The 14,446-nt window shown below is 68.7% G+C and carries 10 protein-coding genes; 3 read left to right on the top strand and 7 right to left on the bottom strand.

Annotated elements, in window-relative coordinates:
- The first annotated feature begins 7 nt into the window (after positions 1–7).
- A complete protein-coding gene (locus AC1Q7O_RS23430; RefSeq protein ID WP_492661283.1) occupies positions 8–1,756 on the top strand; it encodes a cytochrome D1 domain-containing protein in 1,749 nt (582 codons plus the stop codon).
- A gap of 9 nt (positions 1,757–1,765) precedes the next feature.
- Entirely contained in the window at positions 1,766–2,074 is a 309-nt protein-coding gene (locus AC1Q7O_RS23425) for a c-type cytochrome (protein WP_492661284.1), read from the top strand.
- Between the two features lie 8 nt (positions 2,075–2,082).
- Here AC1Q7O_RS23425 and AC1Q7O_RS23420 read toward each other — a convergent pair whose 3' ends face one another.
- The gene (locus AC1Q7O_RS23420) at positions 2,083–2,772 is read right to left on the bottom strand and encodes a Crp/Fnr family transcriptional regulator (RefSeq protein ID WP_492661285.1); all 690 of its coding nucleotides are present in this window, start codon (positions 2,770–2,772) and stop codon (positions 2,083–2,085) included.
- A gap of 379 nt (positions 2,773–3,151) precedes the next feature.
- On the opposite strand from AC1Q7O_RS23420, the gene AC1Q7O_RS23415 reads away from it, so the two are divergent.
- Positions 3,152–5,017, top strand: a complete 1,866-nt coding sequence (locus AC1Q7O_RS23415) for a carbohydrate-binding module family 20 domain-containing protein (RefSeq protein WP_492661286.1) — start codon at positions 3,152–3,154, stop codon at positions 5,015–5,017.
- A 30-nt stretch (positions 5,018–5,047) separates the two neighbouring features.
- Here AC1Q7O_RS23415 and paeA read toward each other — a convergent pair whose 3' ends face one another.
- The 6 genes from paeA to smc form a co-directional block, all read right to left on the bottom strand.
- Positions 5,048–6,340, bottom strand: a complete 1,293-nt coding sequence (gene paeA / locus AC1Q7O_RS23410) for a polyamine export protein PaeA (RefSeq protein ID WP_492661287.1) — start codon at positions 6,338–6,340, stop codon at positions 5,048–5,050.
- Positions 6,341–6,428: 88 nt separating this feature from the next.
- Positions 6,429–7,982, bottom strand: coding sequence for a tryptophan halogenase family protein (locus tag AC1Q7O_RS23405; RefSeq protein WP_492661288.1), 1,554 nt, complete (start codon positions 7,980–7,982; stop codon positions 6,429–6,431).
- Positions 7,983–8,004: 22 nt separating this feature from the next.
- Entirely contained in the window at positions 8,005–8,700 is a 696-nt protein-coding gene (locus AC1Q7O_RS23400; RefSeq protein ID WP_492661289.1) for a DUF6445 family protein, read from the bottom strand.
- Between the two features lie 10 nt (positions 8,701–8,710).
- On the bottom strand, positions 8,711–9,442 hold the full coding sequence (locus AC1Q7O_RS23395; RefSeq protein ID WP_492661290.1) for a PEP-CTERM sorting domain-containing protein: 732 nt from the start codon (positions 9,440–9,442) through the stop codon (positions 8,711–8,713).
- Between the two features lie 238 nt (positions 9,443–9,680).
- Positions 9,681–10,733: a cell division protein ZipA C-terminal FtsZ-binding domain-containing protein gene (locus tag AC1Q7O_RS23390; protein ID WP_492661291.1), complete on the bottom strand. Its 1,053-nt coding sequence runs from the start codon at positions 10,731–10,733 to the stop codon at positions 9,681–9,683.
- Positions 10,734–10,890: 157 nt separating this feature from the next.
- On the bottom strand, positions 10,891–14,403 hold the full coding sequence (gene smc, locus AC1Q7O_RS23385; protein ID WP_492661292.1) for a chromosome segregation protein SMC: 3,513 nt from the start codon (positions 14,401–14,403) through the stop codon (positions 10,891–10,893).
- Positions 14,404–14,446: the final 43 nt, after the last annotated feature.

Here is a 14,446-nt window from a genome sequence, read left to right as displayed (position 1 = left end):
AGTTCCGATGAGATCCCCCCTCCCCTACCTTCCCCGCGTCGCGCTGCTGGCCGCCAGCCTGCTGTTCGCCTGGCCGCTCGCCACGATGGCGCAGGCCGCGGCCGATGGCGCCAAGAAGGACGTGCTGCCCGCCGAGGTGAAGTACCACTCCGGCCCCTCGCCCGTGGGCGCCGTGCCCATGGTGGAGAGCCGCAACCCCAAGGCCCCGCCGATGACGCAGGCCGAGTTCGACGTGGCTCGCCGCATCTACTTCGAGCGCTGCGCCGGCTGCCACGGCGTGCTGCGCAAGGGCGCCACCGGCAAGCCGCTGACGCCCGACATCACGATCGGTAAAGGCACCGACTACCTGAAGGTGTTCATCGCCTACGGCAGCCCGGCCGGCATGCCCAACTGGCAGACGAGTGGCGAGATGACCGAGGAACAGGTCGACATCATGGCCCGCTACATCCAGCACGAGCCGCCGACGCCGCCCGAGTTCTCGATGGCCGACATGAAGGCGACGTGGAAGGTCATCGTGCCGCCCGAGGCGCGGCCGAAGAAGAAGGAGAACGCCTTCAACATCGCCAACATCTTCAGCACCACGCTGCGCGACACCGGCGAGGTGGCGCTGATCGACGGCGACACCAAGCAGATCATCAACATCGTCAAGACCGGCTACGCGGTGCACATCTCGCGCACGTCGGCGTCCGGGCGCTACCTCTACGTGATCGGGCGCGACGCCAAGATCAACATGATCGACCTGTGGATGGCCAAGCCCGACAACGTCGCCGAGGTGCGCGTGGGGCTGGAAGCGCGCTCGGTGGACACGAGCAAGTTCAAGGGCTTCGAGGACAAGCTGGCCATCGCCGGCAGCTACTGGCCGCCGCAGTACACGATCATGAAGGGCGACACGCTGGAGCCGCTGAAGATCGTCTCCACCCGCGGCAACACGGTGGACAAGCAGGAGTACCACCCCGAGCCCCGCGTGGCCTCCATCGTGGCCAGCCACTACAAGCCCGAGTTCGTCGTCAACGTGAAGGAGACCGGGCAGACGCTGCTGGTGGACTACAGCAACGTCGACGCGCTGAAGGTGACCACCATCGGCACCGCGCGCTTCCTGCACGACGGCGGGCTGGACTCCACGCACCGCTACTTCATGGTGGCAGCCAACCAGAGCAACAAGATCGCCGCAGTGGACCTGAAGGAAGGCAAGCTCGCCAAGCTCATCGACGTGGGCAAGATCCCGCACCCGGGCCGCGGCGCCAACTTCGTGCATCCGCAGTACGGCCCGGTGTGGAGCACCGGCCACCTGGGCGACGACACGATCTCGCTGATCGGCACGGACCCCGACAAGCACCCGGCCCAGGCCTTCAAGGTGGTGGCCACGCTGAAGGGCCAGGGCGGCGGCTCGCTGTTCCTGAAGAGCCACCCCAAGAGTCGGCACCTGTACGTGGACACGCCGCTCAACCCCGATCCGGCGGTGGCGCAATCGGTGGCGGTGTTCGACGTGAAGGCGCTGGACAAGGGCTACACGGTGCTGCCCATCGCGCAGTGGGCGGGCCTCACGGACGACGGCGCCAAGCGCGTCGTGCAGCCGGAGTTCAACAAGGCGGGTGACGAGGTGTGGTTCTCGGTCTGGTCGGCCAAGGACAAGCAGTCGGCACTGGTCGTGGTGGACGACAAGACGCTGAAGCTGAAGGCCGTCATCAAGGACCCGCGCCTGATCACGCCCACCGGCCACTTCAACATCAACAACACCCAGCAAGACATCTACTGAGGTCGCACCATGAGAAAGACGCTGCTCATCACCGCGCTGCTGGCCCTCGCCAGCGGCGCCCAGGCCGGCCCCGACGAGGCCCTGACCAAGGCCGGCTGCGTGGCCTGCCACGCGCAGGATAAGAAGCTCGTCGGCCCGGCCTTCAAGGACATCGCCGCCAAGTACCGCGGCCAGAAAGACGCTGCCGCGCAGCTCGCCGACAAGGTGCGCAAGGGCGGCAAGGGCGCGTGGGGGCCCATCCCGATGCCGCCCAACGGCGCCGACAAGATCGCCGATGCCGACCTGAAGGCGGCGCTGGAGTGGGTGTTGGCGCTGTGAGGCGCTGACTACGCCCCGGCCACGTGGCGCGCGAGCGCCGCGGGGTCGGGCAGGTGGATGTCGCGCCGGTCGACGCGCAGCAGGCCGGCGCTTTCCAGCTCGTGCAGCACGCGGGAGAAGTACTCGGGCGTCAGCGACAGCAGCGACGCCACCGTCGCCTTGGCCGCCGGCAGGCTCACCACCGCGGGCCCCGGCTCATCGGGGTTCACGTCGCGCAGCAGATAGCCCACCACGCGCTGCAGCCCCGACTGCAACGCGCTGGCCTGCACGTCCTGCACCAGGCCGTGCAGACGGCGCGACAGGCCGGCCAGCATGCCCATCGCGAACGCCGCGTCACGCTGCACCTCCTGCAGCAGCGCCTGCCGCGGCACCTGCACGAGCAGCGTGTCCTGCAGGGCCTGGGCATGCACCGGGCAGGGCCGCTCCATGAACACCAGCGCCTCGGCAAAGCTTTGGCCGGGGCCGACGAGTTCGATGACCTTCTCGTGACCGTTGGGCGCCGTCATGTACAGCCGCACCTGACCGCGGGCCACGATGAACACCGCGTCGCAGCGCGAGCCGGCCCACAGCACCGGCTCGCCGCGGGCGGCGCTCGCCAGCCGGCACGTGGCCGCCAGGCGCAGCAGCGCGGCCTCGTCCACATCGACGAACAGGGGCTGGCTGCGCAGGAACTGGGGGATGTTGAAGGGGGCGAGCATGGCGGCGGCTTGTCGGGGCGGGATGCTGCCGGCGCGCGTGCCCGGCCTCGTTGATCCGCATCAACAGAAGCCGTCGTGCGCGCAGCGCGTGTGGTTCCTCGTCAGCGCATGCTGCGCAAATACGCCAATGAACGTTGCAAAACTACATTTCATTTACTGTTCACGAAGAAGGTATCCGCATGAGTCACACAAGGAGACGCCCATCTTCTAGGGGTGATTGGAAATAGTTAGTAGTTTTCCTACTTCTTACGCCTGAGCTTCTGCCTAGAGTGCAAGCACTTGCCGGGATGACCCCGGCAACGCGGCCAGGGCATGCAGTCGATCGGCCGGCCACAGCCGCCCCGCACCGAGGGCGGCAGCAACACACCGGAGACAGACCATGCACACGCTGCCCACGAGCCGCCGGCTCGCCCACGCCCTGACGGCCACCGCCGCGGCGGCCCTCGCCACCCTTACCTCGCCGGCACAGGCGCTCAACCCGAACTCGACGTCTGTGCAGATGTTCGAGTGGAGCTGGCCCGACATCGCCACCGAATGCACGCAGTGGCTGGGCCCCAAGGGCTTCGGCGGCGTGCAGATCTCGCCGCCACACGCATCCAAGAACGCCAACGGCTGGTGGGGCGTCTACCAGCCGGTGAACTACAAGAACCTCACCAGCCGCATGGGCACGCCCGCGCAGCTTCAAAGCATGATCAGCGCCTGCCACGCCGCCGGCGTACGCGTCTATGCCGACATCGTCGTCAACCAGATGGCCGATGGCAGCGGCACCGCCACCGACGGCTCGACCTGGAACGCCGCGACGCTGAGCTACCCCTTCTTCAGCGCCAGCGACTTCCACGCCAACTGCAACATCAACAACAGCGACTACGACACGCCGGCGGGCCGCAGCAACGTGCAGAACTGCCGCCTGGGCGGCCTGCCCGACCTGGCCACCGAGAGCAGCTACGTGCAGGGCCAGATCGCCAGCTACCTGAAGGCACTGCTGGCCATGGGCGTCGACGGCTTCCGCATCGACGCGGCCAAGCACATGCCCGCCAGCGCCTGGACGGCCATCATGGCCAACGTGAAGGCGGCCTACCCGCAGACGCTGCAGGGCGAGCCCATCTGGGTCACGCAGGAGATCATCAACGACGGCGAGGTGGACCGGCCCAGCTACTTCCCCATCGGCACCCTCAACGAGTTCCAGTTCACATCGGCCATGCGCGACGTGTTCCGCAACAACAACGGCCTGAACCTGGCCAGCATCCCGTCCGTGATGGGCACCTGGGGTAACTGGGGCGGCAGCTGGGGCTTCATCCAGCCGCAGAACGCCACCGTCTTCATCACCAACTGGGACACCGAGCGCAACGGCGGCTCGCTGAACATCAACAACGCCGCCGGCAACGACGGCGCCAACCAGCGCTACACGCTGGCCAACATCTTCATGCTGGCCCAGGGCTACGGCGAGAGCCAGCTGTACTCGGGCTTCAAGTTCAGCAACACCGACGCCGACCGCCCCACCGCCAGCCCCTACAACGGCGGCGTGCCGCAGATCAACGTGGTGTGGGACTTCGCGCACCGCTGGACGCCGCTGGCCAACATGGTGGGCTTCCGCAACGCCGCCACGGGGCAACCGCAGCAGAACTGGATCGTCGGCAACAACGGCAACCAGGTCGCGTTCAGCCGCGGCAACGTCGGTTTCGTCGCGCTGAACAACAGCGGCAGTGCCTGGACGCGCACGTTCGCCACCGGCCTGCCCGCCGGCACCTACTGCAACGTCATCAACGGCACCAAGAACGCCGCTGGCACCGGCTGCACCGCCGACACGGTGACGGTGGACGCCAGCGGCAACGCCAGCTTCACGGTGCCCGCCAACAACAGCGGCGGCAACCCGGCCGTCGCGATCTACACCGGCCAGAAGACCGGCAGCGGCGGCGGCACCGGCAACTGCGCGGTGACGTTCACCATCGCCAACGCCAACACCACGTTCGGCCAGAACCTGCGCGTCGTCGGCAGCATCAGCGGCCTGGGGGCGTGGGCGCCGGCCTCGGGCTTCGCGCTGACCATCCAGGGCTCCGGCGCCAACGTGCCATGGACCGGCACCGTCAGCCTGCCGGCCGGCACGGCCATCCAGTACAAGTACGTGAAGTGGAACGGCTCGACCGCCGTCTGGGAAAGCAACCAGGCCACCGGCAGCGGCAACCGCGAGTTCACGAGCTGCGCCAGCGGCTCTCAGGCCCGCAGCGACGGCAATTTCAAGCCTTGAGAGACGAGGCTCCGACGTGGTGCAGCCGCTTCATTCAATGTGTCGTCGGGTGATCATGACCTGGTCGACGCGGTAGCTGTCCACGTCGACCACCTCGAAGCGCCAGCCCTCCCACTCGACGACATCGGTGCGCCGCGGAATGCGGCGCAGCATCACCATCAGGAAGCCGGCCAGCGTGTCATAGGTGCCGGCATGCGGCCAGCCATCGATGCCCAGCGACCGCTCCACGTCGGGGATGGGCGTGATGCCGTCGGCCAGGAAGGAGCCATCCTCGCGGCGCACGATCTGCTCCTCGTCATGCGGCGCCACCAGCGCGCCCATGACGGTGCTCATCACGTCGTTCAACGTGACGACACCGACGACGCGGCTGTACTCGTTGACGATGACGGCAAAGTCCTCGTGCGCCTCGCGGAACTGCGTCAGCATCTCGGCCATCGTCAGCCGGTCCGGCACGATGAGCACCTTCTTGACCAGCACGCCGCTGTCCGTGCGCAGCGACAGCGGCTCGTCCCGCAGCACGCGCTGGAACAGGTCGGTCGCATCCACGTAGCCCACCACCTCGTCGATGTCGCCGTCGCAGACGAGGTAGGTCGAGTGCGGCGCGTCGGCGATGCGGTTGCGGATCAGCGCGTCATCGTCGTCGCGCGAGAAGAACACGATGCGCTCGCGGTTGGTCATCACCGTCTCGACGGTGCGCGTGTCCAGCTCGAACACGTTCTCGATGACCTGCTGCTCCTCGTCGGCGACGACGCCGGCCTGGTAACCCGCCTCGGTCAGCGCCAGGATGTCGCGGTGGCTGATGGTCTCGTCGCGCTTGGCCGGCAGGCCCAGCAGCCGGATCAGCCCCTCGGTGATGCTGCTGAAGAACCAGGCCAGCGGCTTCAGCAGCCGGCACAGCAGCAGCATCGGCCCCACCAGCGCCATCGCCACGCGCTCGGGCTCGTTCATGGACAGCCGCTTGGGCACGAGGTCGGCCATGACGATGAACAGCGCCGTGATGCTGACGAACGATGCCGCGAAACCCAGCGTAGCCGCCAGATCGGGCGCCACGACGACACGCAGCGCCGACTCAAAATGCGGCGTGAACGCCCCCTCGCCGACGATGCCGGCCAGGATGGCGACCGTGTTGACGCCGATCTGCACGACGGTGAAGTAGTCGCCCGGGTGCTCCTGCACGGCCAGTACCCTGGCCGCGCGGGGGTCGCCGCCGTCGGCGCGCTGCTGCAGGTTGAGCCGCCTCGACGCCGCGAGCGACAGCTCGGCCATCGAGAAGAAGGCGCTGGCGGCGATCAGGAGGGCAATCAGCAGCAGGCTGAAGCTCAAGCGGGCTCCGAGGAATGACGGGCATCCAGTCTAGACGCCCTCACCCCGGTTGTTGGCAAGCGCAACGCGGTGCGCGCCAGGTGCCGGCTCAGGCCTGCGGCCGACCGTCGTGGGCCGCGCGCAGCTTGCGCACATAGTCGCGCAGGCTGGGCGAATGCGTGGCCGCCTGCTGGCGCAGTTGCTGCACATGCTTCATGGCCGCCACACTGCTGGCCACCGGCATGTAGGCCGTCTGCCCGATGCCATGCTCGGGCAGCCAGTGCAGCCCGGCCATGATGAACAGCCAGTTGTGCGCGCCGAACAGCGAGATGCGGTGACGCATGTCACTGGGCGACGGGAGCTTGGCCTCCCACAGCTGCAGCGTGGACACCAGCGACGCCGGCAGCGCCACTTCCTCGGTGATGCGCCGCCAGAACGTGCTGTCGCGCCGCTGCGAGAGCACGTAGTGCAGCAGGACGAAGTCGCGCAACTCCTCGTAGATCTCCGCCATCAGCTGGTTCACGCGGGCGCGGCAGCGCTCCAGCCCAGCGGGCGCGGGCAGGTGGTCGACGAACAGTTGCAGCGCGTACTCGATCAGGTAGATGGCCGTGGACTCCAGCGGTTCGATGAAGCCGCCGGCCAGGCCCAGGGCCATACAGTTGCCTTGCCAGCTGCGCTGATGCCGGCCGACCCGCATCTTCAGCACACGTGGATCGGCCAGCGACTCGCGCCCGGCCATCTGGCGCTTCAGCGTGGCCAGCGCCTCTTCGTCACTGCAGTCGGCCGACGAATACACATAACCCGCGCCGGTGCGTGATTGCAGGTCGATCTCCCACGTCCATCCCGCCGCCTGGGCTGTGGCCGTCGTGTAGGAGCGCATCGGCGCGTTCGCCTCGGCGTACGCCCAGGGCATGGCCACGGCGCGGTCGCAGGGCAGCAGGTCGGCGTACGACTCCCACGGCACCTCCAGCGACTTGCCCAACAGCAGCGAATGGAAGCCGCTGCAGTCAAAGAAGAAATCGCCCGCCAGCCGCGTGCCATCGGCCAGGCCCAGGCTCTCGACGCCGTCGGCGTTGCGCTTCACGTCCACCACGTCACCGACGATGTGCTCGACGCCGCGCTCGATGGCGGTCTTCTTCAGCAGCGCGGCCAGCTTGATTGCGTCGAGATGGTAGGCATAGGTGACGGGGGCCTGGAAATCCGGCGCCGCCATGGGCTTGGGCGACGCGTTGACATCGAACAGTGCCGTCTGCGCCAGGCAGGCATCGGCCAGCGGGGGCACGCTGGCGCCGCGCTGCTTCAGGTTCATCCAGTGCGCGGCCATCGAATAGCCGTCGTACGGCGTGATGCCGTCGAAGGGGTGGTCGTAGCGATCGTTGCCCGCATCGCCGCCCTCGCGCCAGCCGACGAAGCGGATGCCGTTCTTCAACCCCGCGTCGCAGGCCGTGAACAACGCGGACTCGCCGATGCCCAGCGCGGCCAGCGTGCCGCGCAGCGTGGGGACGGTGGCTTCGCCGACGCCGATGGTGCCGATCTCGCGGGACTCCACGAGGCGGATGCGTACGCCGGCCTCGGGGTTGCCGGCCAGCGTGCGTTGCAGGTAGCAGGCCGCCAGCCAGCCGGCTGTGCCGCCGCCGACGATGACGATGTTGCGGGTGTACATGGAGCGCTCCGGAAAAGGGGCGTCAGGCAGCGACGGCAGGCGGCCGCACGAACAGGCGCTGGGTCAGTCGTGCCGTCTCCATCGTGTGGTTGGCCTGCACGTCGCGCATGTCGATGGAATGGAAGGCATTGCCGGGATACATGACCAGCCGGTTGTAGCACCCCGCCATCGTGTGCAGCCGCTCCCAGATGCCGTCCTGCTCGATGGCATAGGTGGTCGGCTGGGTGCTGGCACCGTGCTCGCGCAGCCAAGCGTTGTACTCGTCCGTCTCGGCCTGCGTGCGCAGCATGGCCTTGCCGGTGGGCACGTGGCGAAACAGGCAGGTGCCGATTTCCAGGTGCGGGTTCAGGTAGACGATGCCGGCGACGAGCTGGCCGTCGATGTGCGGGTGCTTCTGGTCGGCCAGCATCTCGGCGGCCGGCGTCGTGACGATGGAGAAGTCCGACGTGAAGTGCTCGGGCCGCAGCCCCGGCGTGCCCAGCGCGCCGAGCAGGCGGCCAAGCTGCTCGAACAGCGGCGTCAGCGCCTGCGGCGGGATGGTGCTGTGCAGGCCCGGGTAGTAGGCCAGCGAGCTGTCGTAGCTGCCGCGCAGCGCGAGCTGGCGGACGGCCTCGGGGTCTTCGTAGAAGTTGTCGACGACGAGGACGGGGCAGTCCTCGCCGACCGATTCGATCCGCAGCTCAGCCGCGGCGTTGAGGCGAAAGACCTGCTCCAGCACGGCCGGGCAGTCAGGACTTGCGGCGGCGGCGCGTGAAGCAGGCGCCTGTCAGCGCAGCGGCGCCCACCAGCGCCACCGTGCCAGGCTCCGGCAGGCCACGCTGCGGCTCTTCCACCAGCAGGTTCAGCGAGGCCGACAGCACGCGGAACTGCCCCACCGACGCGCCCACGTTGAAGCTCAGCACGCCGTCACCCTGGAGGTCGGCCAGGGCCGCCATGTCCAGCCCGAGACTCGTCTGCAGCTCGCCTTGCAAAGCCTCGTACACGTCGCGCTGGCGGTTGTAGTAGGTCGTGTAGCCGTTGCCGTTGCTGTACTGGCCTTCGTAGTTGTTGCCGCCGTAGCCGGTGCTCGACGTGATCCACTGGTCCACGACGTCGCTGGCCGTGGCGTTGCCGGCGGCGACGGTCATCTTGTCGGCCACGGTGTCACGGTGTTGCACGTCACCGGAGCGGAGCTGTTCCGTGTAGGTCGCGTAGACGGGGTAGTAGTAGCAGCTGCTGCCGCCCCACCACGAGTAATAGCAACCACCGTAGGCGTAGTAGGTGTAACCGTAGGACGAGATCGTCTCGTAGTTGCCAAAGACAGGCCCGGTCGTGCTGTTGTACGAGGCATCGGAGATGCCGTAGACGACCAGCGTGCCCGACAGCGCGGTGCCGCCCGCCACGCCCTGCGCCGCCAGCGCAGCATTGACGTCGAACTGGAAGCTTGCGGAATTGCCGTTGAGCACTTGCCCCAGGGTCATGGTCTGGGAGACCGTCACCGGTGATGCCTGTGCGGCCAGCGCGGAACCCACCGCCAACGCCGTCGCCGAAAGTTTCAAAATCGCCATGTGCCCCTCGCTCCGTTATCCCTAGTTATAGGGGGTTGAGTGTCGAGGCAATCGGCGAAAAGTCAGTCGGTCATATCCCCCACTTCACGGGGTGATCGCGTGTGGCGCCGGTCGCCACAGCGCGTCTACCGTGACTTTTGCGCAGGGTGGATCAGCTGAACAGCCGTCGCGCCGCCGGGGAGCCGGCGGCCAGATCCCGCTCGGCCAGCGCCTCGTAGAGCTTCTTCAGCTCGACGTCGATGGCCGCGAACGCGTGCAGGCCCAGCACCTGGCCGCGGTCGTCGCAGACCTCGGCCTCCAGGTCGCGCGCCAGCGCACGCGCAGCTTCCTGCCAGGCCGCGAAGGGCTCGGCCTCGGCGGGCGTCTGCGGCACGTCCAGCGCCAGCGTCAGCTCGCGCAGCGACAGCGCCTCGGGGTCCTCGGCCAGCGCGGCCTGGGCGTCGAACTGCAGCGTCAGCACCGGCGGCGCGCCCTCCTCGGCCGACGGCAGCACCAGCCGGCCCGGCAGCGCGCCCGCCACGAAGCCATGCCGCGCGGCGGACTGCTGCACGAAGCCCGGCGTCCAGGCGGTGGCCCTGGCGCGCAGCAACAGCGCCAGCTGCGCGTCGTGGCTGGCGGCGAACTGGTCCAGCTCACGGGCGCGTGCCACGACGTCCAGCATGTCGGGGAACTGCACGAAGCCGCCGACGCCGTCGGCAAACGCCTGGATCTTCTGCACGAACTCCGAGTACTCGATCTCGGTCATCGCGCCACTGCGGTTGGCCATCTTCAGGCCGGCCTGGAACTCGCCGTAGCGCCGCCCCGGCGACGGCAGCTCCCAGTCGCCGCTGCCAGCGTTCAGGCCCTCGATCTGGAAGGGCTTGGTACCGGCGCGGTGGCTGCCGGGCTGGTGCTGCAGCGCCAGCTCGCCGGACACCGGCGACTCGACGGTGATGGTGGCGATGGCGTCGATCAGCGCGTCGATGCGGGCCGACGGCCGGCGCACGGGCCGGGCCACGGCGGGCAGGTTCACATCCATGGCATCCGGCTCGACCACGGCGTCAGTCTCAGCGGCAGCCGGCGGCGCATCGAAGCTGGGCTCCTCCATCGGCGGCAGCGCGCGCTTGGGGCCGGCCTTGCGCGCCGTCCAGGCGCCGTGGGCGACGACACCGGCGAGCACGACGCCCCCGGCCATCGCGAGAAGTTCAGTCAGGGTGACGCTCATCTATTGATCCATTCTGCATTCGGGCCGAGCGCAGGGCCGCTCCCAAGCCGGCCCGCTTTGGCGATGCACCTGCCGGTCGATCCGGCGGGCATCGCTGTCCCCGCGGGGGACCGACCGGGCTTGCCCGCGTTCAGCGCGGCAAGACCGGGCGAGGGGCTCACGTCTCGGCCATGGCCAGGGCCTTGTCCATGTCCACCGCGACGATGCGCGAGACGCCCTGCTCCTGCATCGTCACCCCAATCAGTTGTTCAGCCATTTCCATCGCAATCTTGTTGTGCGAGATGAAGAGGAATTGCGTGCCGCTGCTCATCTTGCTGACGAGCTTGGCGTAGCGCTCGGTGTTGGCGTCATCCAGCGGCGCGTCCACCTCGTCCAGCAGGCAGAACGGCGCCGGGTTGAGCTGGAAGATCGCGAACACCAGCGCGATCGCGGTCAGCGCCTTCTCGCCGCCGGACAGCAGATGGATGGTGCTGTTCTTCTTGCCCGGCGGCTGCGCCATGACCTGCACGCCGGCGTCCAGGATTTCCTCGCCCGTCATCACCAGCCGCGCCTGCCCGCCGCCGAACAGCTCGGGGAACATGCGGCCGAAGTGTTCGTTGACCTGGTTGAAGGTGGAACCCAGCAGGTCGCGCGTCTCCAGGTCGATCTTGTGGATCGCGTCTTCCAGCGTCTTGATCGCGGCGTTCAGGTCGGCGCACTGCGCGTCCAGGAAGGTCTTGCGCTCGCGCGCCGCGGTCAGCTCGTCCAGCGCCGCGAGGTTGACCGCACCGAGTGCGGCGATCTCGCGGTTGATGCGGTCGATCTCGCCCTGCAGGCCGTAGAGCTTCACGCCGCCTTCCTCGATGGACCGGGCCAGCGCCTCCTGATCAACAGCCGCCGCCTCCAGCTGCTCGCGGTACTGCGCGCCGCCCAGCTGCGCGGCCTGTTCTTCCAGCTGCAGCTTGGTGATGGCCTCGCGCAGCGGGTCCAGGCTGCGCTCGAACGTCAGGCGCTGCTCGTCGGCCTTGCGCAGGCGCAAGCTGAGGTCGTCGTAGCTGGCGCGCACGGCGGAAAGCTGCCCCTCGCGCTCGACCTTCAGCGCCAGCGCATCCTGCAGGCCGGCCTCGGCGGCGGCATCGTTGAAGCCGTCCAGCTCCGCCTGCAGGCTGGCGGCAGACGTCGCAACGGTGGCGATCTGCGCCTGCGCGGTCTCGATGCCACGTTGCAGCTCGCCGCGGCGGGCGGCCAGCGCCTGTGTCGCGAAGCGGGCTTCCTGCGCGCGTCGCTCCAGCATGCGCAGCTGCTCTCGGGCGTCGGCCAGCTTGCGTTCAGCGGCGATGGTGCCGTCTTCCAGCTCGGCATGGCGCTGTTGCGCGTCGCCCAGCTGGATGTCCAGCTCCTCGAAGCGCGCCTCGCCCACCGCGCGGCGCTCCTGCAGCGCCTCCTGCTGTTCGGCGATCTCGGCCAGCTCGGCATCGAGCGCGCTACGGCGCTGCTGGCTGGCTTCGGCCTGCTGCGTGAGGCGCAGCAGCTCGACGTGCAGCTGGTGCGCGCGCGTCTGCGTCTCGCTGGCCTCGCGGCGCAGCGCCGTCAGGCGGCCGTTGGCGTCGTTGAACTGGTGCTCCAGCCGCGTGAGCGTGATGCGGGCCTCATCGGCAACGAGGTTCTGGGCGCGCTGCGCGGTCGTCAGCTGCTCGATCTCCTGTGCGCGCGCCAGCAGGCCGGCCTGCTCGGAATCGGGCGCATAGAAGGTCACCGAGAACTGGCCCACCGCATGGCCTTGCGGTGTCAGGATCAGCTCGCCGTGCGTCAGCCGGTCGCGAGCGGCCAGCGCCGCGTCGAGGTCGGGCGCCGTGTAGACGCCTTCCAGCCAGTCGTTCAGCAGCGCCACGAGGCCGGCGTCAGCCAGCTTCAGCAGCGATGTCAGCGTGGGCAGCGTCTCGTGCGTGTTGGCGATGGCGCCGGCGGGCGTGGAGTAGAACGCCAGGCGGGCCGGCGGGGCATCCCGCTCGAAGGCGCGCACGGTGTCCAGCCGGCTCACGCTGAGTGCACCCATCCGCTCGCGCAGCGCGGCCTCCAGCGCGTTCTCCCAGCCGGAGGTGATGTGCAGCTTGGTCCACAGCCCCTGCAGGCCGTCCAGGCCGTGCTTGGCCAGCCAGGGCTTCAACTTGCCCTCGGTCTGCACTTTCTCCTGCAACGCCTTCAGCGCTTCCAGCCGGGCGGTCAGCTCCGACTGCCGGGCCAGCTGCGCGTTGGCATCCTGCTGCGCGTTGCGGCGTTGCTCCTCCAGCTGCGGCAGCTGCTCGGCCAGCTCCTGAAGCCGGCCTTCCGACAGCTCGCGCGCCTCGTCGGCCTCGGCGCTGCGCGCCTTCAAGGCCTCCAGCGCGTCGTGGTCGGGTGCGCCCAGCGCGCGCGACTCGGCCGTCAGCCGGTCCTCGCGCTGCCGCAGCGACTTGACCTGCTCGTCCACGCTGCGGCTTTCGGCCGCCAGCACCTGGATCTGCTGCTGCACCTGCGCCACCAGCGCGCGCTGCTCGTTGGCACGGGCCTGCGCGGCTCGCACGGCGTCCTCGCTGGTGGGAAGCTGGGCCTGCTGTTCCTCGGCCTGCGCGGCGAGGATCTCGCTCTGCTCGTCGGCGCCGGCAATCTGCTCGGCAATGCCTTCCAGCTCGGCGCTGGACTGCTCGACGCGCTCGCGCCACTGCCGGTCCTGCGCATGCAGCTCGGCCAGGCGCGCCTGAGCGCGGTTGCGGCTCTCGACGACGAAGCGGATGCGCTCCTCCAGCCGGCTCACCTCCAGCTGCGCTTCGGCATAACGGCCTTGCGACGCGTGCAGCTCGTCGCCGGCAGCGTAGTGCTGCTGGCGCACTTCCTCCAGCTCGGCCTCCACGGCGCGCAGCTCGGCCGTGCGGGACTCCAGCGCGTTCAGCGCCTCGGCATGCGCGAGCTTCACCCGCGTGGCCTCGTTGCCGGCGTCGCGCGCTTTCAGGAACCACAGCTGGTGCAACTTCAGCGTGCCGCTGTCCTGCAGGCTGCGGTAACTCGCCGCCACCTCGGCCTGGCGCTCCAGCTTCTCGAGGTTGGCGTTCAGCTCGCGCAGGATGTCGTCGACACGCGTCAGGTTCTCGCGCGTGTCCTTCAGCCGGTTCTCGGTCTCGCGGCGTCGTTCCTTGTACTTGGAGACACCCGCGGCCTCTTCGAGGAACAGCCGCATCTCCTCGGGCTTGCTCTCGATGATGCGCGAGATGGTGCCCTGGCCGATGATGGCGTAGGCGCGCGGCCCCAGGCCCGTGCCCAGGAACACGTCCTGCACGTCGCGGCGGCGCACCGGCTGGTTGTTGATGAAGTAGCTGCTCGTGCCGTCGCGCGTCAGCACGCGCTTGACGGCGATCTCGGTGAACTGGTTCCACGGCCCGCCGGCGCGCGCCGAACTGTTGTCGAACACCAGCTCCACGCTGGAGCGCCCCGCCGGCTTGCGGTTGCCCGAGCCGTTGAAGATGACGTCCTGCATGGACTCGCCACGCAGCTCGCTGGCCTTGCTCTCGCCCAGCACCCAGCGCACGGCGTCCATGATGTTGGACTTGCCGCAGCCGTTGGGGCCCACGACGCCGACGAGCTGCCCCGGCAGCTGGAAGGTGGTGGGTTCGGCGAAGGACTTGAAGCCGGCGAGCTTGATCGAGTTCAGCCGCATGGAGGTCGCGAGGTAAGCCCTTGATTTGGCTAAAGAAAAGCGC

The organism is Roseateles sp. GW823-FHT07B05, from assembly GCF_058794515.1.
The sequence above is the reverse complement of the archived record's forward strand: the minus strand, read 5'-3'. Positions and strand labels throughout refer to the sequence as shown.